General features: G+C 56.9%; 26 protein-coding genes. 11 read left to right on the top strand and 15 right to left on the bottom strand.

All coding sequences use genetic code 11. From position 1 onward, the window contains the following. Positions 1 to 146 precede the first annotated feature (146 nt). Positions 147 to 1,520, bottom strand: a complete 1,374-nt coding sequence (gene cpxA / locus FY206_RS24080; protein ID WP_032644351.1) for an envelope stress sensor histidine kinase CpxA — start codon at positions 1,518 to 1,520, stop codon at positions 147 to 149. Then, positions 1,517 to 2,215, bottom strand: a complete 699-nt coding sequence (gene cpxR / locus FY206_RS24075) for an envelope stress response regulator transcription factor CpxR (RefSeq protein WP_006179159.1) — start codon at positions 2,213 to 2,215, stop codon at positions 1,517 to 1,519. Before cpxR ends, cpxA begins: the two co-directional genes overlap by 4 nt. 150 nt (positions 2,216 to 2,365) lie before the next feature. Here cpxR and cpxP point away from each other — a divergent pair, with 150 nt between their 5' ends. From cpxP to FY206_RS24045, 6 genes are all read left to right on the top strand, one after another. Continuing rightward, positions 2,366 to 2,872 (top strand): cell-envelope stress modulator CpxP, encoded by a 507-nt coding sequence (cpxP, locus tag FY206_RS24070; protein WP_032644352.1) that lies wholly within the window; start codon positions 2,366 to 2,368, stop codon positions 2,870 to 2,872. 153 nt (positions 2,873 to 3,025) lie between these two features. Beyond that, positions 3,026 to 3,919: a CDF family cation-efflux transporter FieF gene (gene fieF, locus FY206_RS24065; protein WP_008501817.1), complete on the top strand. Its 894-nt coding sequence runs from the start codon at positions 3,026 to 3,028 to the stop codon at positions 3,917 to 3,919. Between the two features lie 174 nt (positions 3,920 to 4,093). Next, a complete protein-coding gene (gene pfkA / locus FY206_RS24060; protein ID WP_032644353.1) occupies positions 4,094 to 5,056 on the top strand; it encodes a 6-phosphofructokinase in 963 nt (320 codons plus the stop codon). 217 nt (positions 5,057 to 5,273) lie between these two features. Beyond that, positions 5,274 to 6,263 (top strand): sulfate ABC transporter substrate-binding protein, encoded by a 990-nt coding sequence (locus FY206_RS24055; RefSeq protein ID WP_032644355.1) that lies wholly within the window; start codon positions 5,274 to 5,276, stop codon positions 6,261 to 6,263. Between the two features lie 107 nt (positions 6,264 to 6,370). Next, complete coding sequence (locus FY206_RS24050; RefSeq protein ID WP_032644357.1) at positions 6,371 to 7,114, top strand: CDP-diacylglycerol diphosphatase; 744 nt, start codon at positions 6,371 to 6,373, stop codon at positions 7,112 to 7,114. A 73-nt stretch (positions 7,115 to 7,187) separates the two neighbouring features. Beyond that, entirely contained in the window at positions 7,188 to 8,492 is a 1,305-nt protein-coding gene (locus FY206_RS24045) for an SLC13 family permease (protein ID WP_032644358.1), read from the top strand. Positions 8,493 to 8,601: 109 nt separating this feature from the next. Here FY206_RS24045 and tpiA read toward each other — a convergent pair whose 3' ends face one another. Together tpiA and FY206_RS24030 are read right to left on the bottom strand one after the other, a co-directional pair. Further along, positions 8,602 to 9,369, bottom strand: a complete 768-nt coding sequence (gene tpiA / locus FY206_RS24040) for a triose-phosphate isomerase (protein WP_032644359.1) — start codon at positions 9,367 to 9,369, stop codon at positions 8,602 to 8,604. A 111-nt stretch (positions 9,370 to 9,480) separates the two neighbouring features. Then, a complete protein-coding gene (locus FY206_RS24030; protein WP_032644360.1) occupies positions 9,481 to 10,077 on the bottom strand; it encodes a DUF1454 family protein in 597 nt (198 codons plus the stop codon). 112 nt (positions 10,078 to 10,189) lie between these two features. Here FY206_RS24030 and FY206_RS24025 point away from each other — a divergent pair, with 112 nt between their 5' ends. After that, positions 10,190 to 10,609, top strand: coding sequence for a DUF805 domain-containing protein (locus tag FY206_RS24025; RefSeq protein ID WP_032644361.1), 420 nt, complete (start codon positions 10,190 to 10,192; stop codon positions 10,607 to 10,609). On the opposite strand, the gene fpr is transcribed toward FY206_RS24025, so the two are convergent. Together fpr and glpX are read right to left on the bottom strand one after the other, a co-directional pair. Continuing rightward, positions 10,610 to 11,356, bottom strand: coding sequence for a ferredoxin--NADP(+) reductase (gene fpr / locus FY206_RS24020; protein WP_032644362.1), 747 nt, complete (start codon positions 11,354 to 11,356; stop codon positions 10,610 to 10,612). It lies immediately after the preceding gene. A gap of 96 nt (positions 11,357 to 11,452) precedes the next feature. Beyond that, positions 11,453 to 12,463 (bottom strand): class II fructose-bisphosphatase, encoded by a 1,011-nt coding sequence (glpX, locus tag FY206_RS24015; protein ID WP_032644363.1) that lies wholly within the window; start codon positions 12,461 to 12,463, stop codon positions 11,453 to 11,455. 193 nt (positions 12,464 to 12,656) lie between these two features. Between glpX and FY206_RS24010 the strand changes: the two genes are divergently transcribed. Then, positions 12,657 to 13,799, top strand: coding sequence for an IS481 family transposase (locus FY206_RS24010; protein ID WP_032638743.1), 1,143 nt, complete (start codon positions 12,657 to 12,659; stop codon positions 13,797 to 13,799). A 93-nt stretch (positions 13,800 to 13,892) separates the two neighbouring features. Here the strand turns inward: FY206_RS24010 and glpK are convergent, their stop codons facing one another. Together glpK and FY206_RS24000 are read right to left on the bottom strand one after the other, a co-directional pair. Further along, positions 13,893 to 15,401 (bottom strand): glycerol kinase GlpK, encoded by a 1,509-nt coding sequence (gene glpK, locus FY206_RS24005; protein ID WP_023309688.1) that lies wholly within the window; start codon positions 15,399 to 15,401, stop codon positions 13,893 to 13,895. Between the two features lie 21 nt (positions 15,402 to 15,422). Next, positions 15,423 to 16,268 carry an MIP/aquaporin family protein gene (locus tag FY206_RS24000; protein WP_014885705.1) on the bottom strand — a complete coding sequence of 282 codons (846 nt, stop codon included), beginning with the start codon at positions 16,266 to 16,268 and terminating at the stop codon, positions 15,423 to 15,425. Positions 16,269 to 16,667: 399 nt separating this feature from the next. On the opposite strand from FY206_RS24000, the gene zapB reads away from it, so the two are divergent. Further along, a complete protein-coding gene (gene zapB / locus FY206_RS23995) occupies positions 16,668 to 16,907 on the top strand; it encodes a septal ring assembly protein ZapB (RefSeq protein WP_010436935.1) in 240 nt (79 codons plus the stop codon). A gap of 245 nt (positions 16,908 to 17,152) precedes the next feature. Here the strand turns inward: zapB and rraA are convergent, their stop codons facing one another. From rraA to priA, 7 genes are all read right to left on the bottom strand, one after another. Beyond that, positions 17,153 to 17,638, bottom strand: coding sequence for a ribonuclease E activity regulator RraA (gene rraA / locus FY206_RS23990; protein WP_023309687.1), 486 nt, complete (start codon positions 17,636 to 17,638; stop codon positions 17,153 to 17,155). A gap of 92 nt (positions 17,639 to 17,730) precedes the next feature. Further along, entirely contained in the window at positions 17,731 to 18,651 is a 921-nt protein-coding gene (gene menA, locus FY206_RS23985; protein WP_032644210.1) for a 1,4-dihydroxy-2-naphthoate polyprenyltransferase, read from the bottom strand. A gap of 68 nt (positions 18,652 to 18,719) precedes the next feature. Beyond that, a complete protein-coding gene (hslU, locus tag FY206_RS23980) occupies positions 18,720 to 20,054 on the bottom strand; it encodes an HslU--HslV peptidase ATPase subunit (protein WP_023309685.1) in 1,335 nt (444 codons plus the stop codon). A 9-nt stretch (positions 20,055 to 20,063) separates the two neighbouring features. Beyond that, positions 20,064 to 20,594 carry an ATP-dependent protease subunit HslV gene (hslV, locus tag FY206_RS23975; RefSeq protein WP_032644209.1) on the bottom strand — a complete coding sequence of 177 codons (531 nt, stop codon included), beginning with the start codon at positions 20,592 to 20,594 and terminating at the stop codon, positions 20,064 to 20,066. A 94-nt stretch (positions 20,595 to 20,688) separates the two neighbouring features. Further along, entirely contained in the window at positions 20,689 to 21,693 is a 1,005-nt protein-coding gene (ftsN, locus tag FY206_RS23970) for a cell division protein FtsN (protein ID WP_045890636.1), read from the bottom strand. A 92-nt stretch (positions 21,694 to 21,785) separates the two neighbouring features. After that, positions 21,786 to 22,811, bottom strand: coding sequence for a DNA-binding transcriptional regulator CytR (gene cytR, locus FY206_RS23965; RefSeq protein WP_032644207.1), 1,026 nt, complete (start codon positions 22,809 to 22,811; stop codon positions 21,786 to 21,788). A 119-nt stretch (positions 22,812 to 22,930) separates the two neighbouring features. After that, positions 22,931 to 25,126, bottom strand: a complete 2,196-nt coding sequence (priA, locus tag FY206_RS23960; protein ID WP_032644206.1) for a primosomal protein N' — start codon at positions 25,124 to 25,126, stop codon at positions 22,931 to 22,933. A 200-nt stretch (positions 25,127 to 25,326) separates the two neighbouring features. Between priA and rpmE the strand changes: the two genes are divergently transcribed. Further along, entirely contained in the window at positions 25,327 to 25,539 is a 213-nt protein-coding gene (gene rpmE, locus FY206_RS23955) for a 50S ribosomal protein L31 (protein ID WP_003862040.1), read from the top strand. Between the two features lie 313 nt (positions 25,540 to 25,852). Then, positions 25,853 to 26,533, top strand: a complete 681-nt coding sequence (locus FY206_RS23950) for an oligogalacturonate-specific porin KdgM family protein (RefSeq protein WP_032644204.1) — start codon at positions 25,853 to 25,855, stop codon at positions 26,531 to 26,533. The last annotated feature ends 22 nt before the right edge of the window (positions 26,534 to 26,555 follow it).

Genomic DNA, 26,555 nt, shown 5'->3' with positions numbered 1-26,555 from the left:
GCCCCTCACCCCGGCCCTCTCCCCAAAGGGGCGAGGGTGAAAAGACCGCACTGAGCAGTCCCCTCTCCCCAAAGGGGCGAGGGTGAAAAGACTGCACTGAGCAGTCCCCTCTCCCCTATGGGGAGAGGGTTAGGGTGAGGGGAAAACTACGAACGCTTATACAACGGCAGCCACAGCGTCAAGCGAAGCCCACCCAGCGGGCTGTCATCGGCCTTCACCCAGCCGCGGTGCTGCTGCATGGCGGTTTCAACAATCGCCAGACCCAGCCCCGTGCCGCCGGATTCGCGGTCGCGCGCCTCGTCGGTACGGTAAAACGGACGGAAAATCTGCTCGCGGTCTTCCGGGCTGACGCCAGGGCCGTCGTCATCGACAATAACGGTGATCCCGTCTTTATCTACCGAGAACGCCACCTCAATCTTCGTGTGCGAGTAGCGCAGGGCGTTACGCACGATGTTCTCCAGCGCGCTTTCCAGCGCGTTAGGGTTACCGTACAGCGGCCACGGGCCCGGCGGGAAGTTGACGGTGAAGGATTTGCCCATCTGCTCCGCTTCGAACGCCGCGTTATCCAGCACTTCATGCCACAGGTGATTGGCTTTCACCGTTTCGCTGACCAGCGCGTTTTTCTGCTGATTGCGCGACATGACCAGCAGGTCGTTGATCATGCTGTCCAGACGCTGAGCTTCCGTTTCAATACGCTCCAGCTCTTTGCTCTCACCGCTGCGGCGGCGCAGCAGGGCGGTGCCGAGCTGCAGGCGCGTAAGCGGCGTACGCAGCTCGTGCGAGATATCCGACAGCAGACGCTGCTGTGCGGTCATCATGCGATCGAGAGCGCTGACCATCTGGTTAAAACTGGTCCCGGCGGCAAGGAACTCCTGCGGTCCGGCTTCCAGTTCAGGGTGCTGTCGCAGGTTACCCTGCGCCACTTCATCGGCGGCGTTTTTCAGCTTGCGGGCCGGTTTCGCCAGGCTCCACGCCAGCCATAACAGCAGCGGCGAGCTGACCAGCATGGTGACAATCAGCAGCAGGAGAGGGCGGTCAAACAGCAGGTTGATAAAATCGGACTGGGAGCTGCTCGCAGGGCGAATCAGGTAGAGCTGATAATTATCCTCGCCGTCCCTGACGGAAAAAGGCCCGACCATCTCTACGCGGCCATATTTCTTCTTCTGAGGATGATCGGCGTTATCTGCCTGACCAATGAAGTTGCGGATAATCTGCATTTCATTGCGATCGGCCCCAATAACGCGGCCTTCGCTGGTCACCAGCAGCAGGCGTTGTCCGGGCGGTGCCCACTTGTCGATAGCGCGAAACAGCCTGCGCCACCACATTAAATCGTTCGGCGGATCGTTTGCCAGCTCGGCTTCCACGTGCTGCTCGATCATCACGCCCTGACGTTGCTCGCTGTCGAGAAGCTCAGTCATCTGGCGTGAGTCGAGTTTTGGCAACATCAGTACGAGCATTAAAACTAATGCCAGCGTCAGCCAGAAGATGGCGAAGATGCGGGCGGTTAAGCTTCCTATCATGAAGCGGAAACCATCAGATAACCGCGACCACGCAGGGTTTTAAACCATGGGTGACCGTCTTTACGCTCCGGCAGCTTACGGCGCAGGTTAGAGATGTGCATGTCGATGGCGCGGTCAAACGGGGTCAGACGTTTGCCCAGCACTTCCTGGCTCAGATGCTCACGTGAAACCACCTGGCCCAGATGCTGTGCCAGCAGATACAGCAGGGTGAACTCCGTGCCGGTGAGTTCGAGCGTCTGGCCATCAAAGCTCGCCTCCTGACGGCCCGGGTTCAGGCTCAGGGAGTCGACTTCAAGGGTAGGCGAGCTGTTGTCGGTATTTTGCTGCTGCTCGCTCCAGTGGGAACGACGCAGGATCGCGCGAATACGGGCAACCAGTTCACGGTCGTTAAACGGCTTCGGTAAATAGTCATCCGCGCCCAGCTCAAGGCCAAGTACGCGGTCGAGCTCGCTGCCGCGCGCGGTCAGCATGATAACGGGGGTCTGGTGTGTCTGGCGAAGCTCTTTCAACGTATCAATGCCGTTTTTCTTCGGCATCATCACGTCGAGCAAAAGTAGATCGATGCTGTCGTCAAGGAGACTCAGCGCCTGCTCGCCATCGTGGGCAACCAGGACGTTGAAACCTTCCATGTCGAGCAACTCCTTTAAAAGGGATGTGAGCTCTCGGTCATCATCAACTAACAGGATTTTATTCATTGTTTAAATACCTCCGAGGCAGAAATTACGACATCAAGGCTGTCTAATCCATGACTTTACGTTGTTTTACACCCCCTGACGCATGTTTGCAGCCTGAATCGTAGACTGTCTCTCGTTGAATCGCGACACGAAAGATTTTGGGAGCAAGTGATGCGCAAAGTTACCGCTGCCGTCATGGCCTCAACGCTGGCGTTCAGTGCGTTTAGCCAGGCTGCTGTAGCTATCAACGGCGATAACGGTCCCTCACCAGAGGGCGCAACGCAGCTCAGTAGCCAAAGCCATATGTTTGACGGCATAAGTTTAACCGAACATCAGCGTCAACAGATGCGAGATCTGATGCAGAGGGCACGACACGACCAGCCCCCTGTTAATGTTAGCGAAATGGAGACAATGCATCGCCTTGTCACCGCAGAAAATTTTGACGAAAGCGCTGTACGCGCTCAGGCCGAAAAAATGGCACAGGAACAGGTTGCCCGCCAGGTAGAGATGGCGAAGGTCCGCAACCAGATGTTCCACCTGCTAACGCCCGAGCAGCAAGCGGTTTTGAATGCCAGACATCAGCAGCGAATGGACCAGCTGCGTGAGGTTGCACGGATGCAGCGAAGCTCAGAAACAACGTTTTTCAGTAGCAATAGCAGTACCCGTAGTAACCAGTAAACCCTGTTTTCCTTGCCATAGACACCATCCCTGTCTTCCCCCACATGATGTGGGGGTTTTTTTTGCCTGCCATTCTGATTTGCTAACCGTTTATTCATCCTTCGACTCCCCATGCTTCCGTTATAATAGCGGCATGACATGACAGGAGCGTTTATGAATCAATCCTATGGAAGACTGGTAAGCCGGGCCGCCATTGCGGCGACCGTCATGGCCTCCAGCCTGTTACTGATTAAAATTTTTGCCTGGTGGTATACCGGCTCGGTCAGTATTCTGGCGGCGCTGGTGGACTCGCTGATGGACATTGCCGCCTCGTTAACCAATCTGCTGGTGGTACGTTACTCGCTGCAGCCAGCGGATGAAGAGCACACGTTTGGGCACGGCAAAGCGGAGTCTTTGGCCGCGCTGGCGCAAAGTATGTTCATTTCCGGTTCTGCGCTTTTCCTGTTCCTCACCGGCATTCAGCATCTCGTTTCGCCGACCCCGATGAACGATCCCGGCGTTGGCGTCGTGGTGACTGTCGTCGCGCTTATATGCACACTTGTTCTGGTAACGTTCCAGCGCTGGGTCGTTCGCAAAACGCAAAGCCAGGCCGTACGGGCGGATATGCTTCATTATCAATCTGATGTTATGATGAATGGGGCTATTCTTATTGCGCTCGGTCTGGCCTGGTATGGCTGGCATCGGGCCGATGCGTTATTTGCGTTAGGGATTGGTATCTATATTTTATATAGCGCCCTGCGGATGGGGTATGAAGCGGTGCAATCACTGCTTGACCGTGCCCTCCCGGACTCAGAACGTAATGAAATTTTTTCTATTGTGACCGCCTGGCCCGGCGTCAGCGGTGCGCACGATCTTCGAACGCGGCAGTCAGGGCCGACCCGCTTTATTCAGATTCATATTGAAATGGAAGACAACCTGCCGCTGGTCCAGGCTCACGTTATTGCTGAGCAGGTCGAGCAGGCGATTTTGCAGCGTTTTCCTGGTTCAGACGTCATCATTCACCAGGATCCCTGCTCGGTTGTACCCGGACATGTTGGACTTTCGTAATTGGTTGTAAAAAAGTGAGCCAGGCCAGCATTTTGTGTATAAATTACCGCCATTTGGTCTGACCTGAATCAATTCAGCTGGAAGGGATTGATATACTATTTGCAGTATTCGTTGGTCGATAAGTTTCTTCCGGCAACAGATTTCAATTTTGCATTCCTAAGTTCAGAGGTAGTCATGATTAAGAAAATCGGTGTGTTGACAAGCGGCGGTGATGCGCCGGGCATGAACGCGGCAATTCGCGGTGTTGTCCGCGCAGCGCTGACGGAAGGTCTGGAAGTTTTTGGTATCTATGATGGTTACCTGGGTCTGTATGAAGACCGTATGGTTCAGCTCGACCGTTACAGCGTGTCTGACATGATCAACCGTGGCGGCACCTTCCTTGGGTCTGCGCGCTTCCCGGAATTCCGTGATGAACACGTTCGTGAAGTGGCTATCGAGAACATGAAGAAACGTGGCCTGGATGCCCTGGTGGTTATCGGCGGTGACGGCTCTTACATGGGTGCAAAACGTCTGACCGAAATGGGCTTCCCGTGCATCGGTCTGCCGGGTACCATCGACAACGACATCAAAGGTACTGATTACACTATCGGTTTCTTTACTGCGCTGGGTACCGTTGTTGAAGCGATTGACCGTCTGCGTGACACTTCGTCTTCTCACCAGCGTATCTCTATCGTTGAAGTGATGGGCCGTTACTGCGGCGACCTGACGCTGGCGGCAGCCATTGCGGGCGGTTGCGAATTTATCGTCGTGCCTGAAGTCGAATTTAGCCGTGAAGATCTGGTGGCTGAAATCAAAGCGGGCATCGCAAAAGGTAAAAAACACGCGATCGTGGCGATTACCGAGCACATCTGTGACGTTGACGAGCTGGCGAAGTACATTGAAGCCGAAACCAAACGCGAAACCCGCGCGACCGTACTGGGTCACATCCAGCGTGGCGGTTCCCCTGGCCCTTACGACCGTATCCTGGCGTCCCGCATGGGCGCGTACGCTATCGATCTGCTGCTGCAGGGCCACGGCGGCCGCTGCGTCGGTATTCAGAACGAAAAACTGGTTCACCATGACATCATCGACGCGATTGAAAACATGAAGCGTCCGTTCAAGGGTGACTGGCTGGACTGCGCGAAAAAACTGTACTGATCGGCATCCAGCGTAAATGCAAAAACGGTAACCCCTGGGTTACCGTTTTTTTATGTTTGCTCCCTCTCCCGTGGGAGAGGGTTGGGGTGAGGGCATCAGGCCACTCATTCACTCGGTTATTCCTCTACGTTATAGCCAATCTTTTTTTATTCTTTAATCATCGATTCTGTTTCTGGCACGCTGCATTCATCAAAACACTACATAAGAGAGCTGGGCGATGAATAAATGGGGCGTGGGTTTTACATTATTGCTGGCATCGACCAGCGTTCTGGCAAAGGATATCCAGTTACTGAACGTGTCATACGACCCGACGCGTGAACTGTACGAGCAATACAATAAGGCGTTTGCGGCGCACTGGAAGCAGGAAACCGGCGACAATGTCGTGGTTCGCCAGTCTCACGGCGGCTCCGGCAAGCAGGCGACCTCCGTCATCAACGGTATTGAAGCCGACGTGGTGACCCTGGCGCTGGCCTACGACGTCGACGCCATCGCCGAGCGCGGCCGCATCGACAAAAACTGGATCAAACGCCTGCCGGATAACTCCGCGCCATACACCTCGACCATCGTCTTCCTGGTGCGTAAAGGGAACCCGAAACAGATTAAAGACTGGAACGACCTGGTCAAACCGGGCGTATCTGTGATTACCCCGAACCCGAAAAGCTCCGGCGGCGCTCGCTGGAACTACCTGGGCGCGTGGGGCTATGCGCTGCACCAGAATAACGGTGACCAGGCCAAAGCACAGGAATTCGTGAAAGCGCTGTATAAAAACGTTGAGGTACTGGACTCCGGCGCGCGCGGCGCAACCAACACCTTCGTCGAGCGCGGTATTGGCGACGTGCTGATCGCCTGGGAAAACGAAGCCCTGCTGGCGACCCACGAACTGGGTAAAGACAAATTCGAGATCGTGACCCCAAGCGAATCCATCCTCGCAGAGCCGACCGTTTCCGTGGTCGACAAAGTGGTTGAGAAGAAAGACACCAAAGCGGTAGCGGAAGCTTACCTGAAGTATCTCTACTCGCCTGAAGGCCAGGAAATTGCGGCAAAAAACTTCTATCGTCCACGCGATGCGGCTGTCGCGAAGAAATACGAAGGGGAATTCCCGAAACTGAAGCTCTTCACCATTGATGATGTGTTCGGCGGCTGGACGAAAGCGCAGAAAGAGCACTTCTCTAATGGCGGCACCTTCGACCAGATTAGTCAGCGCTAACCCTTAGCCTGCAACACGATGACCCGGCGTGAGAAATCCGCCGGGTTTTTTATTTGGTCATCATTTTGCGTTACTCTTTTGCCTCTATTGAAAACAGGGAACGCGTTGTGAAAAAAATTATCGTATTGATCCTTATTGTCATCGCCCTTGCCGCGGGCGGCGTGTACTGGATGAAGGCGGGTAATCCGAATGCGTTGCGTCATATCGTTCTCGACCAGTGCGTGCCGAACCAGATTCAGAATCGTAACCCGGCGCCGTGTGCGCAGGTGAAAACGGATGCAGGGTATGTGGTATTTAAGGATCGCAACGGCCCGCTGCAATACCTGCTGATGCCAACATACCGCATCAACGGCACCGAAAGCCCGCTGTTGACCGACGCGCATACGCCGAACTTTTTCTGGCTGGCGTGGCAGTCGCGCAGCTTTATGACCCTGAAGCGGGGATCCGAGGTGCCTGACAGCGCCATTTCGCTGGCGATTAACTCGCCGACAGGGCGCACGCAGAACCATTTTCATATTCATATTTCCTGTCTGCGCCCGGACGTGCGCGAGAAGCTCAACGCGGCGCAGGGAGAAATCAGCACCCAGTGGCTGCCTCTGCCCGGAGGGCTGGAAGGGCATGAGTATCTTGCTCGCCGCGTGACGGAGAATGAACTGGTTCAGCGCAGCCCGTTTATGATGCTGGCAGAAGAGCTGCCGGAAGCGCGCGACCATATGGGGCGCTTCGCGCTGGCGATGGCGCAGCAGTCTGATGGTTCGTTTGTATTGCTGGCGACCGAGCGTAACCTGCTCACCCTTAACCGCGCGTCGGCTGAGGAACTGCAGGATCATCAATGCGCTATCCTGAAGTGACCCCACCATAAATAGCGTTTACTCGTCCAGCCTGTCACCGTAGACTTGCTGAAAAATTCTACAGGAGACAGGTATGTCGCTCTGGTTAACGCATCCTCTACTGCTGCCCTCCCTGATCGTTGGCGTCACCATCGTGCTGTGGGCGACGTCGCTATTACCGGAATTTATCACCGCGCTGCTGTTCTTCACGGCGGCGATGACCGCCAGAATCGCCCCGCCGGAGGTGATTTTTGGCGGTTTTGCCTCGTCGGCTTTCTGGCTGGTCTTCAGCGGATTCGTGCTCGGCGTGGCGATCCGCAAAACCGGCCTGGCGGACAGGGCCGCCCGGGCGCTGTCGGCAAAGCTGACCGACTCCTGGGTATTGATGGTAGCGAGCGTGGTGCTGCTGAGCTACGCGCTGGCGTTTGTGATGCCGTCGAACATGGGGCGTATTGCGCTGCTGATGCCGATTGTCGCGGCGATGGCGAAACGCGCCGGTATCGCCGACGGCTCCCGCGCCTGGTTTGGACTGGCGCTGGCGGTAGGGTTCGGGACCTTCCAGCTTTCGGCGACGATTCTGCCCGCTAACGTCCCTAACCTGGTGATGAGCGGCGCGGCGGAAGGATCGTACGGCATCCACCTCAACTATGTTCCGTATCTGCTGCTGCATACGCCGGTGCTGGGCATTCTCAAAGGCCTGATCCTGATTGGCCTCATCTGCTGGCTATTTCCCGGCAGCCCGAAGCCGCCGAAGGAACAGGCGCCGTCTGAGCCCATGGGGCGGGACGAAAAGCGTCTTGCCTGGCTGCTGGCGGTGGTGCTGGGCATGTGGGTGACGGAGAGCTGGCACGGCGTGGGGCCCGCGTGGACGGGGCTGGCGGCGTCGGTCATCGTCATGCTGCCGCGTATCGGTTTTATCACCGGAGAGGAGTTTTCTGCGGGGGTGAACATGCGCACCTGTATCTATGTGGCAGGCATTCTTGGGCTGGCAATCGTCGTGACGCAAACCGGCATCGGAACGGCGGTGGGCGAGGCGCTGCTGCGCATTATGCCGCTGGATGCAGAGAGACCCTTCACCAGTTTCCTGGCGCTGACCGGTATTACCACCGCGCTTAACTTCATTATGACCGCCAACGGCGTTCCGGCGCTGTACACCACCCTGGCGCAGAGTTTTTCGGATGCGACCGGCTTCCCGCTGTTGTCGGTGATCATGATTCAGGTGCTGGGCTATTCCACGCCGCTGCTGCCGTATCAGGCGTCGCCGATTGTGGTGGCTATGGGCTTAGGAAAGGTGCCTGCAAAGGCGGGGATGGTGCTCTGTCTGGCGCTGGCGATTGCAACCTATCTGGTGCTGCTGCCGCTGGATTATCTGTGGTTTAGCTTGCTGGGGAAAGTGTAGTTCGGTGCGCGCGGTTTCCCCTCACCCCAACCCTCTCCCAAAGGGAGAGGGAGGAGAAGGGCGTAGGGCGGGTTAGCGAAGCGCCACCCGCCACAAAACATAAGGGCAATTACGCCTGTTTAGCCGCTTCTGCTGCTTTAACGATCGCCGCGAAAGCGTCCGCTTTCAGGGATGCACCGCCAACCAGCGCGCCATCGATGTCTGGCTGGGTGAACAGCTCGGCAGCGTTGGAGGCGTTAACGGAACCGCCGTACTGGATAATCACTTGCTCAGCGACTTTCGCGTCGGCTTTCGCAATGTGGTCACGGATGAATTTGTGAACCGCCTGAGCCTGCGCAGGGGTGGCTGATTTGCCGGTACCGATCGCCCAGACTGGCTCGTAAGCGATAACCGCACCTTCGAACGCTGCCGCGCCCTGAGTTTTCAGCACCGCGTCGATCTGACGTGCGCACACTTCTTCGGTTTTGCCCGCTTCGTTTTCCGCTTCGGTTTCACCGATGCACAGAACCGGTACCAGACCCTGCTCTTTCAGCACGGCAAATTTCTTCGCGATGAACTCGTCGGATTCTTTGTGGTAGGTGCGACGCTCGGAGTGGCCGATGATGATGTATTTCGCGCCGATATCTTTTAGCATTTCAGCGGAGGTTTCACCAGTGAATGCGCCAGACAGGTTAACGTCAACGTTCTGCGCGCCCAGAATGATGTGGCTGCCGTCAGCGGCACGTTTAGCCAGATCCAGATACATATCCGGCGGAGCGATAGCAACCGCGCAGCCCGTCACGCCAGCCAGCTCTTTACGCAGGTTCGCAACCAGTTCGTTTACCATGTGGCGGCTGCCGTTCAGTTTCCAGTTACCCATCACTAAAGGATGTCGCATTTCAATTCTCCACGCTCAATAAGCGAATTAAGGAATATGGCCGCCCTGTCGGGCAGCATGGTCTGTGAATCAGTATAGAGATTTTCCCTCGAAAGGCTTTGCTTTTCGTCATTAATTCGCCCCGCCGAGGGTGTCAGAGAGTGCCAGCTTAATCGGTTCAACAGCGAAGGTCAGCCCTTTTTCGCCGTTGTCCGCGACCACATAGCGAATTGCGCCTTCTGTCGTGGCGTAGTACCGCTTGTTTTTACCGGCGGCCAGCAGCTTTTGCAGCTTTTGCTGGCTTTGCTTTTTCGTCAGCGCGGGGGTAAACGCCTGCAAAACCGCGCTCATGTATTCCAGCGCCTTCGCTTTTGCGGCTTTCTGCTCTGGCCCCTGAATCGGCAGCCAGGTGATTTGCATACTCTTGATTTTTAACGTTCCGCGCTCCAGCGCCGTGGACGCGTATAAATTCTCGTTAATCTTGCTTGCCGCGCGGGTCAGCGTCGGCGTGTCGCGGGAGCCGTCAATGGCGCGAAACTCATCCAGCGACAGGGCGGGGTTAGCCTGATTAAAGGCTTCACGAAACTGGCTGATGGACTGGTCGAACGACGGCGCGCCCGCCAGCAGATACGGTGCGGTGGTCGGGGCAGCGGTTTCGGCGGCGTGCAGGGGATAACCCACGCCGAGCAGCGCTAAACACAGGAAGAGAGAACGTGCCGAACTTTTCATCAACATTGCCCCTGGCCGTAAGTGCTCATGATTAAAACGATATCTGGTCGGCTTGTCAAAAGGTCACAACTCCAGGGTAAAATGCGGGCTATACGATAATAAGGAACCTTACATGACCATACAGCAGTGGCTGTTTTCGTTCAAAGGGCGTATTGGACGCCGTGATTTCTGGATCTGGATAGTGACGTGGGTTGTCGCCATGCTGCTTCTGTTTTTTGTGGCGTACAATGCCTGGCTGAGCACGCAGACGGCGGCGTTTGCGCTGGTCTGTTTGCTGTGGCCAACGGCGGCTGTCGTCGTGAAACGGCTGCACGATCGCGGCCGTTCCGGCGCGTGGGCATTTCTGATTATTCTGGCGTGGATGCTGGTGGCGGGAAACTGGGCGGTGCTGCCGTCCATCCTGCCGTGGGTCGTGGGCAGGCTGCTGCCGTCGGTCATCTTCGTGATGATGATTGTCGATCTGGGCGCGTTTATTGGCACCCAGAGCGAAAACAAATACGGTAAAGACACCCTTGAGGTGAAATACCGCTGATCACCAGTAGTGTTCGGCGGTCATATGGCCCGGTCGGCGACGAAGGTGCTTCGTCATCTGCCGGGTATCCTTCAGAAGCTGCTGCGTGTCCCGAACCATCTGCGGGTTACCGCACAGCATGACGTGGCTGGTTTCAGCCGTCATCGGCAAGCCTACCGCCTCTTCCAGCGCGCCGCTCTCAATTAACGCCGGCACCCGACCGGTCAGCGTAGCTGCTACGGTTTCGCGGCTCACCACCGTCTGAATCTTTAACTTTCCGCCATAACGCTGTTCCAGCGCCTGCATCTGCGGCAGGTAGCTGAGGTCTGCGGCGTAGCGCGCGGCGTGAACCAGCACGATGTTTTTGAAGCGCTCAAGATCTTTGCCATATTGCAGAATGGAGAGGTACGGACCAATGGCCGTGCCGGTCGCCAGCATCCAGAGCGTGTCGCAATCAGGGATCTCTTCGAGCACGAAGAAACCCGCCGCTTCACTGACAATCTGCACATCGTCGCCGGGCTTAAGGGCGGCGAGGCGCGGGCTGAGCTTACCGTCCGGGACGGTAACCAGATAGAACTCGAGATCCGGGTTATCCGGCGCGTTAACGTAAGAGTAGGCGCGCTGCACGCGTTCGCCGTCGACATCCAGCCCCAGCTTCGCAAATTGCCCGGCCTTAAACGGGTGGACGGGAGCATGCAGGGTGAGACTAAATAGCGCATCGGTCCAGAACTCTATCTTTGTGACTTTACCTGTTACCCAGTCCGCCATGATCTTCTCCTGTGCTGTTTCTCTGTTCTATCTTCCGTACTTGTGGTGACAATTTCCAGCCCGTCAGGGCCGGAAAGCTCTATCGATCAAACGGTTTTACAGAATGTGCGCCTGTACGTCCGGATCTTTGCGGTCGAGATAGTGGATGGACTGAATGCGGCGAATGGTGCGCGACTTGCCGCGGATCAGCAGCGTTTCGGTAGTCGCCATATTGCCCTTGCGGGTGATGCCGTCCAGCAGGTCGCCTTTGGTGATGCCGGTCGCCGAGAAGACCACGTTGTCGCTGCGGGCCATTTCGTTCAGCGCGAGAACCTTATTGGCCTCGATGCCCATCGCTTCGCAGCGCGCCAGCTCGTTTTCCCCGATACGGCGGTTCTCTTCGCTGTCGCCTTTTACCTCATGGCGGGGCAGCAGGCGCGCCTGCATATCGCCATCCAGCGCGCGGATCACCGCCGCAGAGACCACACCTTCCGGCGCGCCGCCGATGCCGTAAAGCACGTTCACTTCGCTGTCCGGCATGCAGGTCAGGATCGAGGCGGCAACGTCGCCATCCGGAATAGCAAACACCCGCACGCCGAGCTTTTGCATCTGCGCGATGGTGGCGTCGTGGCGCGGTTTTGCCAGAATGGTTACGGTGAGTTCGCTAAGAGGTTTGCCCAGGGCTTTGGCGACGTTGTGCAGGTTCTCTTCCAGCGGCAGGCTGAGGTCGATGGCGCCCTTCGCGCCGGGACCGACAATCAGTTTTTCCATGTACATATCCGGCGCGTTAAGGAAGCAGCCTTTGTCGCCGACGGCCAGCACCGCCAGGGCGTTGGCCTGACCCATCGCCGTCATGCGCGTGCCTTCAATCGGGTCCACGGCGATATCCACCGCATCGCCTTTGCCGGTACCGACTTTTTCACCGATATATAGCATTGGCGCTTCGTCGATCTCGCCTTCGCCGATCACGATGGTGCCGTCGATGTTGACCTGGTTAAGCACAATGCGCATGGCATGGACGGCCGCGCCGTCTGCGGTATTTTTGTCACCGCGACCCAGCCATTTATAGCCTGCGAGGGCGGCCGCTTCGGTGACGCGGGAAAACTCGATAGCAAGTTCACGTTTCATGAGGTACTCGTGCAATCAAAAGGAATTGCACGAAGTTTATCACAGAGTGGGGAGGGGGGAGGGGACCGGTGCGGTTGGAGCCCCTCACCCCGGCCCTCTCCCCATGTACAGTCCGGGGACATAGTGAACACTTGTTCGGGGACATGGTAGACACTTACAACTAAGGCATAAGAACCCGTTTATGGAGTCGCTTATGCCGTGGGATGCGAGAGATACCATGTCATTACGTACCGAGTTTGTTTTGTTCGCCTCGCAGGACGGGGCGAACATCCGTTCCCTCTGCCGTCGCTTCGGCATTTCACCTGCTACCGGCTACAAGTGGCTTCAGCGCTGGGCTGTCGAGGGCGAACCCGGCCTGCAGGACCGCCCCCGCACGCCGCATCATTCCCCCAACCGCTCGTCTGACGACGTCACCGCCCTGCTGCGCATGGCACATGAGCGTCATGAACGCTGGGGCGCCCGCAAGATTAAGCGCTGGCTGGAAGACCAGGGACACCGTATGCCTGCCTTCAGCACTGTCCATAACCTGATGGCCCGTCACGGCCTGCTGCCCGGCACGGCTCCGGGTATTCCGGCCACCGGACGGTTCGAACATGACGCCCCGAACCGGCTCTGGCAGATGGATTTTAAGGGGCACTTCCCCTTTGGCGGCGGCCGTTGCCATCCGCTCACCCTGCTCGACGACCACTCCCGTTTTTCCCTGTGCCTCACACACTGTACCGATGAACGGCGTGAGACCGTGCAGCAACAGCTGGTCAGCGTCTTTGAACGCTACGGCCTGCCGGACCGGATGACGATGGATAACGGCTCACCGTGGGGCGACACAACCGGCACCTGGACGGCGCTGGAGCTGTGGCTGATGCGCCACGGTATCCGGGTGGGCCATTCCCGGCCTTATCATCCGCAGACGCAGGGCAAGCTGGAGCGTTTTCACCGCAGCCTGAAGGCGGAAGTGCTGCAGGGGAAATGGTTCGCGGACAGCGGCGAGCTGCAGCGTGCCTTCGACCACTGGCGGACGGTCTATAACCTTGAACGCCCGCACGAGGCGCTGGATATGGCGGTCCCGGCCTCACGCTATCAGCCGTCTGCGCGGCAGTACGGCGGCAGCGTGACGCCCCCGGAATATGATGAAGGTGTGCTGGTCAGGAAAGTGGATATCAGCGGGAAGCTGAGCTTACAGGGAGCCAGTCTGAATGCAGGAAAGGCGTTCAGGGGAGAACGGGTGGGGCTGAAGGAGACGCAGGAGGATGGCTGCTATGAAGTGTGGTGGTACAGCACGAAAGTGGGGGTGATCGACCTGAAGAAAAAGTCGATCACCATGGGTAAAGGATGTTAAAAAGTGTTCACCATGTCCCCGAACACCTGTCTACCATGTCCCCGGACCGTACACCCCAAAGGGGAGAGGGTAAGGGTGAGGGGTGAGTCTGTCTTACTCTTCGTGCTCTTCCCACGCCAGGGCGCGTTTCACCGCTTTCTTCCAGCCGCTGTAGCGGAAGTTACGTTCGGTGGTTTCGATGCCCGGGCGGAATTCACGTTCGATTACCGCTTTTTCCTGCAGCTCGTCCAGGTTCTGCCAGAAGCCTACCGCCAGACCGGCAAGGTACGCCGCGCCCAGCGCCGTCACTTCACGCACTTCAGGACGCTCAACGCGGGTACCCAGAATGTCGGACTGGAACTGCATCAGGAAGTTATTCGCCACCGCGCCGCCGTCCACGCGCAGGGCGTGCAGACGAATGCCGGAGTCCGCCTGCATCGCTTCCAGCACGTCGCGCGTCTGGTAGGCGATGGATTCCAGGGTGGCGCGAATAATGTGGTTCGAGTTCACGCCGCGCGTCAGGCCGAAAATCGCGCCGCGTGCATACGGATCCCAGTACGGTGCGCCCAGGCCGGTGAACGCCGGCACCACATACACGCCGTTGGTGTCCTTCACTTTGGTGGCGAAGTACTCGGAGTCGAAGGCATCGCTGATCAGCTTCATCTCGTCGCGCAGCCACTGGATGGACGCACCGGCCATGAACACCGCACCTTCGAGGGCGTAGTTCACTTCACCGCGCGGACCGCAGGCGATGGTGGTCAGCAGGCCGTTTTCTGATTTCACCGCTTTCTCGCCGGTGTTCATCAGCATGAAGCAGCCGGTGCCGTAGGTGTTCTTCGCCATCCCTTCCTTGACGCACAGCTGGCCGAACAGCGCCGCCTGCTGGTCACCGGCGATACCGGCGATAGGAATACGGGTGCCACCTTTACCGCCGATGTTGGTCTGGCCGTAGACTTCTGAAGACTTACGAACTTCAGGCAGCATCGCGCGCGGAATGTCCAGCGCGTCCAGCATCTTGTCATCCCACTCCAGGGTGTTGATGTTGAACAGCATGGTACGCGAGGCGTTGGTGTAGTCGGTGACGTGAACGCGTCCCTGGGTCATCTTCCAGATAAGCCAGGTGTCGACGGTACCGAACAGCAGCTCGCCGCGTTTAGCGCGCTCGCGTGAACCTTCCACGTGGTCGAGGATCCACTTCACTTTGGTGCCGGAGAAGTAGGGGTCAACCACCAGACCGGTGGCGCTGCGCACGTACTCTTCCATACCGTCGCGCTTCAGCTGCTCACAGATCTCAGAGGTACGGCGGCACTGCCAGACGATAGCGTTGTAAATAGGCTTGCCGGTTTCGCGTTCCCAGACAATCGTGGTTTCACGCTGGTTGGTAATACCAATCGCGGCAATCTCGTCGGAACTGATATCGGCTTTCGCCAGCACTTCCACCAGCGTGGAGCTTTGTGATGCCCAAATTTCCATCGGGTCGTGTTCTACCCAGCCTGGACGGGGATAAATTTGCTCAAATTCGCGCTGTGACACGCTGACGATGTTCGCGTCATGATCCATTACGACAGCGCGGGAGCTGGTAGTGCCCTGGTCGAGCGCAACGATATATTTTTTTTCGGTCATGGTATGTGTCCCGTAGTCAGATTACAGCGAAGCTTTTTGTTGTGCGGTAGAAGTCGTTTCCTTCTCCTCTTCCACACAGGTGTCGCACGGTAAGTGGCGACCAATTAATTTGCGGTAGCTAAACGCGCCCAGCGCAGCCCCGACAACCGGCGCAAACAGCGGTACCAGGAAGTAAGGGATGTCTTTCCCGCCGGTGAAGGCCACGTCGCCCCAGCCTGCGATAAACGCGAAGGCTTTTGGTCCAATATCACGCGCCGGGTTCATCGCGAATCCGGTCAGCGGGCCCATGGAGGCGCCAATTACCGCAATCAGCAAACCAATCAGCAGGGGGGCCAGCGGGCCGCGCGGAATGCCGTTTCCGTCGTCGGTCAGCGCCAGGATAACGCCCATCAGAATAGCGGTAATCACCATTTCAACTGCGAACGCCTGCACAAAATTGATATGCGGGTTAGGGTAGGTTGAGAAGATGCCTGCCAGATCCAGACTTTCGACGCTGCCGCGTACCATATGATGCGTCTGTTCGAAGTCGATGAAAAGATTGTAATAAAGCCCGTAAACTAACGCCGCTGCGCAAAACGCGCCGGCAAACTGAGAAAGAATGAAAGGTACAACTTTGCGTCCGTCGAAGCACGCGAACAGCCACAGTGCGATAGTCACCGCCGGGTTAAGATGTGCGCCAGATACCCCTGCAGTCAGGTAGATGGCCATCGCCACGCCCAGACCCCAGATGATACTGATTTCCCACTGACCAAAACTGGCACCCGCCACTTTCAGTGCAGCAACACAGCCCACTCCGAAGAATATCAACAACCCGGTACCAAGGAACTCGGCAATGCACTGGCCTTTTAAGGTTGATGTCTGACTCATAATCGGAATCCTGAAGAAATTGATGTTTATTGTTAGCATGACCGCCCGTGACAGCCACGATGCCCTGTAGACATAGTGTTAATTTATCGTTAACGAGCAAAAACGAGAAATATCGAAATCAAAATGTGTGGTCTGCGTCAATAAAATGAGCGTTTTCGCGCCATAAAGCACATTTTTGCATCAGCATAAGAATGTGAGCTGAATCATTTCATTAACGAATCAGTTAACAATTTAGGGGTATATGACGCGAACACACCAGGACCAGACCTAAAAGTGTTGCAAACCGCGATCTGCGCGGCGTGTCGCTGGACACAGAGCGCCGCGCTCCATACAATCGACGGTATATGTCGTGCGCGTTTATGTTAAAGCGTCGCCTTGCAATTCAGGAGAGGTAGCATCATGTCTTTAGAAGTGTTTGAGAAACTGGAATCGAAAGTACAGCAGGCGATTGACACCATCACCCTGCTGCAGATGGAAATCGAAGAGCTGAAAGAGAAGAACAACAGCCTGGCGCAGGAAGTTCAGAACGCGCAGCACGGCCGCGAAGAACTGGAGCGCGAAAACAACCAGCTGCGTGAACAGCAGAACGGCTGGCAGGATCGCCTGCAGGCGCTGCTGGGACGTATGGAAGAAGTCTGATTCCCTTAGGGATTACTGAACAGGCCGGGTAAGGCGATGCCGCCACCCGGCTTTTTTATATTTATCGCTAACACAATTAGGATTTTATAGAGGTTCGAAGGGGTTGCCCAAGGTTTAGACGAGAGTATGATGAAGTTCCTTGGTGTTAGTCTGTAAGACTCCCCAACGGACCGCGAATCCCGAGGGACAAAAAAACCGCCACATTGCTGTTGGCGGTTTTTTTATGGTCCACGCTGACGGTTTTATTACTCGATATCCAGCGGATCTTCCGAAAGGATAATGCCGGTATTATCGGCGTAGAGGTGGTCGCCGGAGAAGAAGGTCACGCCGCCGAAATTGACGCGCACGTCGCTTTCGCCGATGCCGTCACCCGCCGCCCCTACCGGTATGGCCGCGATGGCCTGAATCCCGATATCGAGGTCTTCCAGATCGTCCACCTGGCGCACGGAACCGTACACCACAAGGCCTTCCCACTCGTTCTGCACGGCAATACCGGCCAGCTCTGCATCAATTAACGCACGGCGCACGGAGCCGCCGCCGTCGACGACCAGAACGCGGCCTCGGCCATTCTGTTCGAGCAGATCGTACAGCAACCCGTTGTCCTCGAAACATTTCACCGTGACGATTTGACCGCCAAACGACGACCGCCCACCAAAGTTGGAAAACAGCGGTTCAACGACGTTGACATCTTCCTGGTAGATGTCACAAAGCTCGGAGGTATCGTATTTCATAGGTTTAACGCTCAGTTGCTGCGAATGTGTTCAGTATATCGTGCGAAATGCGTTGTTGGCAAAATCATCAATTGTTAATTGATATTTGTCAGCTAACGGAGCGTCTGGCTTAAGACTATCCCGATGACGAACAACAGGTTAGTCAGCAGCGCGCCTTTTACCGCGCGCTCCAGCATCGGCGGCATGGCGGCCGGGCTACGTTCACGCATCACAAAGCGGGCCTGCTTGATCAGCAGCGGCGCGGCAAGCACGAATAGCCAGCCCCACGGGCTGTGCAGGGAAATCAGGTTAAACAGCGCCAGGCAAACCAGGGCGCCCATGAGCAGGCAGGCATGGTAGCGGCGCGCATTCACCGGCCCCAGACGGACCGCCAGGGTGTTTTTGCCGTTCTCGCGATCGCTGTCGATGTCGCGCAGGTTGTTGATGTTAAGCACGGCCGTCGCCAGCAGACCGCAGGCGGTCGCGGGCAGGAACAGGGCAGGGATCACCGTATGCGCCTGCAGGTACCAGCTCCCCATCACGCTCAGCCAGCCGAAGAACACCAGCACGGAGATATCCCCGAGCCCAATATATCCGTAGGGACGCGTGCCGACGGTGTAGGTAATGGCCGCGATAATGGCCAATAAGCCCAGCACCAGGAAGCCAATAAAATCGCTCGGGGTCTTAGACGCCACCGTCACCAGCGCCAGGCCGGATACGCAGATCAGCACCACGGTGATAATCAGCGCGCGTTTCATCTGCGCCTGCGTTATCACCCCTTTTTGCATTCCGCGCAGGGGCCCAATGCGGTCCGGCTTGTCGCTGCCCTTTACCGCATCGCCGTAGTCGTTGGCGAGGTTGGAGAGAATTTGCAGCAGGCCGGCGGTAATCAATGCCAGCGCGGCGACCAGCGGATCAAAATACCCCTGCCACCAGGCAAGCGCCGTGCCGACGATAATCGCGGCAAAGGCCAGAGGGAGAGTTTTAGGGCGCAGACTTTCGAGCCACGCCTGCGTACGGCTGATGTCAGTCATAAGTAGTTAGCCAATAAAAATGGGGGCATTAGCCCCCATTAAACGTGATGAGAATCCAGTAACCGCGATTATAGGATAAAACGGCTCAGATCTTCATCTGCCACTAACGCATCCAGATGTTTACTCACATATTCTGCGTCAATGGTAACGGTTTGACCGTTCAGGTCGCTCGCGTCGTAAGAGATATCCTCCACCAGGCGTTCCAGCACGGTATGCAGACGACGCGCACCGATGTTCTCGGTGGTTTCGTTCACCTGCCATGCGGCCTGAGCAATGCGTTTGATGCCGTCTTCGGTGAACTCGAGGTTCACGCCTTCTGTTGCCATCAGCGCTTTGTACTGTACGGTCGCAGAGGCGTTTGGCTCGGTCAGGATGCGTTCGAAATCTTCGGTGGTCAGCGCCTGCAGCTCAACGCGGATTGGCAGACGGCCCTGCAGTTCCGGGATCAGATCCGACGGGCTGGCAACCTGGAACGCACCTGAAGCGATAAACAGGATGTGGTCCGTTTTCACCATGCCGTGCTTGGTGGAGACGGTGCAGCCTTCAACCAGCGGCAGCAGGTCGCGCTGTACGCCTTCGCGGGACACATCCGGGCCGGAGCTGTTGCCGCCGCGCTTACAGATTTTGTCGATTTCGTCGATAAACACGATGCCGTGCTGTTCAACCGCGTCGATAGCATCCTGCTTCAGCTCTTCCGGGTTCACCAGCTTCGCCGCTTCTTCTTCAATCAGCAGCTTCATCGCGTCTTTGATTTTCAGCTTACGCGCTTTTTGCTTCTGGCCGCCCAGGTTCTGGAACATGGACTGCAGCTGGCTGGTCATCTCTTCCATGCCAGGAGGCGCCATGATTTCCACGCCCATTGGCGCGGCAGCGAGATCGATCTCAATCTCTTTGTCGTCCAGCTGGCCTTCACGCAGCTTTTTGCGGAACGCCTGACGCGCGGCGGACGGTTCCGCCTGCTGCTCTGCCTGACCCCAGTTGTTTTTTGCCGGTGGGATCAGCACGTCGAGAATGCGCTCTTCGGCCATCTCTTCCGCGCGATAGCGGTTTTTCTCGATTGCCTGGACGCGCACCATCTTGATCGCCGAGTCGGTCAGATCGCGGATGATGGAGTCTACTTCTTTACCCACATAGCCCACTTCGGTGAACTTGGTGGCTTCAACTTTGATGAACGGTGCGTTAGCCAGCTTCGCCAGACGACGGGCGATTTCGGTTTTACCGACGCCGGTCGGGCCAATCATCAAAATGTTTTTCGGCGTCACTTCGTGGCGCAGCTCTTCGTCGAGCTGCATACGGCGCCAGCGGTTACGCAGCGCGATAGCCACGGAACGCTTGGCGTTATCCTGGCCGATAATGTGTTTGTTCAGTTCGCTGACAATTTCGCGTGGGGTCATTTCAGACATGGGAGATCCTTACGCTTTGGAATTCAATTCTTCGATGGTGTGGTTGTGGTTGGTATAGATGCAGATATCACCTGCAATATCCAACGCCTTCACCGCGATATCGCGCGCGTTCATGTCGGTATTTTCCAACAGCGCGCGGGCTGCAGCCTGGGCATAAGGGCCGCCAGAGCCGATGGCAATCAGGTCATTTTCCGGCTGGATCACGTCACCGTTACCGGTGATGATAAGCGAAGCGGTTTCATCGGCTACGGCCAGCAGCGCTTCGAGCTTGCGCAGCATGCGGTCGGTACGCCAGTCTTTTGCCAGCTCCACGGCCGCTTTCACCAGATGGCCCTGGTGCATTTCCAGTTTGCGTTCAAACAGTTCAAACAGCGTGAAGGCGTCCGCCGTGCCGCCTGCAAAACCGGCGATCACTTTGTCGTTGTAGAGACGGCGCACTTTCTTCACGTTGCCTTTCATGACGGTATTACCCAGCGTGGCCTGGCCATCACCGGCGATTACCACATGGCCGTTACGGCGTACACTTACTATTGTTGTCACGAGCAGACCCCCTGGTTACAGAATCGGGAAACAGAAGCCCTGAGCCTGTGCTCAGGGCTGAATTAAATGATAGATGGGGGAGATTTTGGGGGTTTCAACCCCCGGAGGCGAGTCGAATGCAGTTTGTGTGACCGGCGACTTTCAGACGTGAAAGGGTGCCATCGGCATTTTCTTTGCCTTTGACCGGGCCAATCACCACGCGATTCCAGCCGTTATTGGTGGTAATACGCGAATCAAACCCTTCAAAGGCCAGCTGTGCGCGTACCGTTTCCGCCTGCTCGGCACCTTTGAACGAACCGCACTGCACCATCCAGCGGCGTTCGTCTTTTTTCTCCGCCGTCTGCTTCGGCGCTTCGGTCTCTTTGGTGACCGGCGCGGCCTGCTGCGTTTTCGGCTGCTGCGCGGTGGTATGCGCTGGCGTCTGGAGCAGATCCTGATACGGCTGAGCCGCCTGTTTCTGCGGCTGCGCTTTCGGCTGCTGTTGGACAGGCTGAGACTGCACCGTACGCGCCGGCTGCTGGTATGGCTGTTCCGTTACCCGCGGCTGTGCTTTCGGCTGCTGCACCGGCTGGGTTTGTGCCCACTGCTGCTGTTGCTGTTGCTGTTGCTGTTGAATCTGCTGTTGCGCCTGACGTCTCTGCAGCGTTTGCTGGCGCTGTGCTGGCGTCTGCTCATTCCACGGCACTTCGTTCAGCTGCGTTGGCTGCTGGCGCATATCGGCCTGCATTTGTGCCAGCAGCTGACGCTGTTCATCCGTCAGCTGATTCGCATTCTGCACTTCACCACCCGCAGAAGGTTCGGTTGGCGCACGCACCCCAGGCTGGCGGCTTTCCAGCTCTTTGATATAGCGCCAGCGTTCTTCAGGCTTCGGAGGAAGGCCATTACCAGCAACTTTACTGGCCTGAAGCGCCTCGGACTCTTCTTTTTTATGGTGCGTGATAAAGTACAGGCCACCAATAAAGGCGACGACTACAGCCGCAGCAATGGCGACCATTGCTGGCGAGACAGCAGGCAGGTTACGTTGCTTTTTCCTTGAGCTACTCTTTTTGCGTCGCGAAGGTGCCGGCTGGCCGCGACGTACATAATCTCGTTGTGCCACTATCGTTTCGCTGTATTTATTCGTTCGTCAGTCCGCCATGTTACTTAAGCGGCGGGGCTTTGACCAGATAAGGGTTCCGAAAGACGTTTACTTTAAGTCAATGCCTGAGTCGTGCCGCGGACAATCAGCTCGCAGTCCAGCAACCGTGAGCCGCTGCTAACTGTTTGACCATGAAGCTGATCCAGCAGAAGCAGCATCGCTTCGCGGCCGATTTGATAGCGCGGCTGAGCGACCGTAGAGAGCGGCGGATCGCAAAATTCTGAAAGCGAAATATTGTCGAATCCGACGATCGACAGATCTTTCGGTACCCGCAGGCCGCGGCGTTTGGCGTAGGATAATGCGCCCAGCGCCATCACGTCGCTGTGACAAAATACGGCGGTTGGCGGTTCAGGCAGGTCCAGAAGTTTCTCCAGCGCTTGCCCGCCCGCGGCGAAGGTGAAGTCACCGCGCGCAATGTAGTGTGGATCGACGGTGACGCCGGTACGGCGCAGCGCCTGAACGTAGCCCTGCAGGCGGTAGTGGCACAGCGGCATCTCTTCCGGCCCGGCAATGCAGCCAATACGCTTATGCCCCAGCTCCTGAAGATAGTTCACCGCATTGAATGCGGCGGTGAGGTTATCAATGTGGACCGTCGGCAGCTCCAGCTCTGGCGCAAACTCGTTGGCCATGACCATCGGCGGTAAATTGCGCTGCTCTTCAATGCTGGCATCAAACGGCAGGCGAGAGCCAAGCAGCAGCATGCCGTCGATCTGCTTGGTGATAATGAGGTCAATGAAGGTTTTTTCCTGCTGGTTCTGGTGGGCGCAGTCGCCAATCAGTACCAGGTAACCCTGTTCCGCCGCGGTGACTTCGATACCGCGGATGATCTCGCTAAAGAAGGGGTCGCAGATGTCCGGCACTATCACCAGGATGGTGCGCGACTCGTTGCGTTTGACGTTACGCCCCATCGCCTGCGGGAAATAGCCCACTTCAAGCGCCGCCTGCTCTACCCGGTTACGGGTCGCCTGGGAGACTTTATCCGGGTTCATCAATGCGCGGGATACGGTTGCCGTAGAGACCTGTGCTTTCTGGGCAACGTCTTTCATGGTCGCAGTCGCAACCTCTTTCCTGGACTTCAACGTCTTCTCCTCGCCTGAACACCGAACTTCTGACGTCACCATTTTTACAGATAGTGAATGGAATCGGTTACAGAATTTTCATAAAAAGTGTGAGGAGCGTTAGATTTTTCGATCCAGCTTCAGCCTTCGATGGGATCGACGTCCAGTACCCACTTCACTTTTCGCGCTTCGGGCAGGGTGTTGATGAGCGCCAGCGTACCGCTGACGATGTGCTGCAGGCGAACGCGTGACGGGTGCTGAAGTAAGATTTGCCAGCGGAAACGTCCGCCGCGCTTCGGCGCAAGGGCGGGAACCGGCCCCAGGATCCACAGCTGATTGTCCACCAGCGGGCTGGCCTGCAGGAGGTTTCTCAGCTGCTGCAGGAAAAGCGGAGCCTGCTGGTTGTTGTGGTCTTCGGCACGGATGATGACGTGGCTGGTCCACGGCGGCAGCTGCAGGGTCTGGCGTTCGGCCAGCGCCTGCTCGGCAAAGGCGTCATAGCCTTTATGCAGCAGGGTTTGCAGCAGCGGGTGCTCGGGGTGGTGCGTTTGCAACACCACTTCGCCCTGTTTGCCTGCGCGACCGGCACGCCCTGCCACCTGGGTATAGAGCTGGGCGAAGCGCTCGGCCGAGCGGAAATCTGCCGAGAACAGCGCGCCGTCCACGTCCAGCAGGGCAACCAGCGTCACGTCCGGAAAGTGGTGGCCTTTGGCCAGCATCTGGGTGCCAATCAGGATGCGCGCGCCGCCGCGATGCACTTCCGCCAGCTGCTGTTCCAGCGCGCCTTTGCGGCTGGTGGTGTCCCGATCGATACGCGAAATCGGCACGTCCGGGAAGAAGGGACCCAGCGCCTGTTCAAGCTGTTCCGTTCCCAGCCCCACCGGCACGATATGCGTGGAGCCACATGACGGGCACTGGCGCGGCACCGGCCGCTGGCTGTCGCAGTGGTGGCAGCGCAGGTGGCGCTGGGCCTGGTGGAAGGTGTAGTAGTGGTCGCAGCGCGGGCATTCGGCAATCCAGCCGCAGTCGTGGCACAGCAGGGCGGGGGCAAATCCGCGCCGGTTGAGGAACAGAATCACCTGGTTCCCCGCCTGCAAATGCTGGCGCATGCGGGTGATAAGCGCGGGTGCCAGCCCCGCCTGCACCTGCTGACCTTTCAGATCCAGCACGTGCTGAATGGCCGGGCGAGCATTCCCCGCGCGGCGCGTCAGGCGCAGCATGTGGTATTTACGCTGGCGCACGTTGTGCAGCGTTTCGAGCGCAGGGGTGGCGGAGCCGAGAATGATCGGAATTTGCTCGCTGTGGGCGCGATAAACTGCCAGATCGCGGGCATGGTAGCGCCAGCCTTCCTGCTGCTTGTAGGAGCTGTCGTGCTCTTCGTCGATCACGATCACGCCAAGATTTTTAAACGGCGTAAACAGCGACGAGCGGGTGCCGATCACAATCGCCGCTTCGCCATTTTTCGCTTTCAGCCAGGCGCTGAGGCGTTCGCTGTCGTTCAGGCCGGAGTGCAGCACCTCAACCGGCGCGTTAAAGCGTTCGCGAAATCGGGCGATGGTTTGCGGCGTCAGGCCAATTTCCGGCACCATCACCAGCGCCTGTTTACCCTGCGCGAGCACGTTTTCCAGCACGCTCAGGTACACTTCGGTCTTACCGGAACCGGTGACGCCCGCCAGCAGCCAGGCAGAAAAATGGTCGGAGGCGCTATGAATCGCGCCCACGGCGGTGGCCTGCTCGGTGTTCAGACGCAGGCGATCTCCTGAAACGGAGAAGCTCTCCCGCCAGTCGTAAAGGGCAGGCGCTTCGCTGGCCAGCTCGCTCAGCCCTTTCTTTCTTAAGGCCTGTAGCGCCGTCTCGCTGACCTCAAGCTCGTCGACCTGATGCCGCCAGATTTTCCCCTGACGCAGCGCCGCCAGCGCCTGCTGCTGCTTTTGCGAGCGCTTGAGGCTGTTAATATCGACCGCCTGACCCTGCTCGGTCGCAAACCAGTACCACATCGGCGCGTGGCTGGCGCTTTTGCCCTGGCGCAGCATAATCGGCAGCGCGTGGAACAGGACGTCGCCAATGGGGTGATGATAATAATCCGCCGCCCACAGCAGCAGTCGCCAGGTGCTGGTGGAGTAGACCGGCTCGCTGTCCAGCACCTCAACAACCGATTTCAGTTCATTGAGGGGCAGCTCGCTTTTATCACTCACGGACACCACGATCCCCACGCGCTGCTGTTTGCCAAACGGCACGGTCACGCGACAGCCCGCTTTGGCGCTCATGCTGTCGGGCAGCAGATAGTCAAAGGTGCGGGGAAGCGGAACGGGCAGGGCAACGTGAGCGACGGGCATCGAATCTTCCTGACTTGAAAAGTGGCGCGTTAGTATACACATTAGTGAAAGCGGCGTGCGGATCAGTTTGCATACACTGGTTAAATTCTGTATGATTCGCCGCCTTTGGTGTATATTACGCCAGAGAAATTACATTCAACATCGCGTGGTGTCTGGCGTTAGGGCTGGAAGAGCGACGCGGCCTTAACTGAGGTTCTCCCATGAAAAAAGATATTCACCCGAAATACGAAATGATTACTGCAAACTGTTCTTGCGGTAACTCTATCCAGATCCGCTCCACCGTGGGCCACGATCTGAACCTGGACGTGTGCGGCAAATGCCACCCGTTCTACACTGGTAAGCAGCGTGACGTTGCAACCGGTGGCCGTGTTGACCGCTTCAACAAGCGTTTCAGCATCCCGGGCGCGAAATAAGCATCCAGGAAGAACCGCCTTCGGGCGGTTTTTTTATGTCTGTTATATCCCTTCTGAATAAATCACATCGTAATATTTATATCTAAAATAATTAATTACGCATCATTGTATTAAGTATATTTGTCTGGTGTATTCTTTAACGGATAGTGAACTGTATCTCTCACTTCTTTATATCTTTGCCACCTTTTAACAGGGGTGTCAAAAAATAAAAGGTTTCTCTCGTTTCGTAAACTTACACTGCGCCCGTCCTACATTTTTATTTGCCATGATGACACAGTGGCTTTCAGGGTGCGTTTACTTCGAGGGAACTATTATGAAATTGAAGCAACTCTTTTTTGTGCTTCCGCTAATATCGTGCGCGGCACAGGCGGGATACGTGGATTACCGACACGAGTATTACGACGATGGGCGTAACTATGACCGTGTCTACATGTCCCACCGCTTTGGCACCGGCTTTGGCGTAGCGGTTGAGGCGGTATCGCGATCCGATAACAAGCAGTCTAACGACGCGCTTAATAATATGGAAAGTAACAGCAACGAATATACCGCCAGCTATCAATTTACCTGGCAGGGCTTTATCTGGCAGCCGGGCGTCGCCGTTGAAATGGGTGATGACATGGCTATCTATAAGCCTTATCTGCGCGTGCAGTATAATATTAATGACAGCTGGTGGACGGCGTTTCGTTATCGTACGGAATACACCCGCCGTAATGCGGACGGTAAAGATGATCGTATGGTTTATCGTCCGGAAGCGTGGTTGGGTTATAATATTGAAAACTGGATGTTCGAGTTAAACGGCATTTATAAATTCGCCGATAACGAAGATCTGTATAACAATAAAAAAGAAGATTACGAATATAACTTCCGCGTGGCGTATAACATCGACTCGTGGATCCCGTTTGTGGAAGTAGGCAACGTTTCTTCCGGCTATAACACTGCCACCAGTGACGATCGTCAGACGCGCCTGCGCGTAGGTTTAGGCTACAACTTCTAAAAACCATCCCGCTGAGTTTACT

Origin of the sequence: Enterobacter chengduensis (assembly GCF_001984825.2) — a bacterium.
In the GTDB taxonomy this organism is placed as follows: Bacteria; Pseudomonadota; Gammaproteobacteria; order Enterobacterales; family Enterobacteriaceae; genus Enterobacter; species Enterobacter chengduensis.
This window is presented reverse-complemented; position numbering and strand designations above follow the sequence as displayed.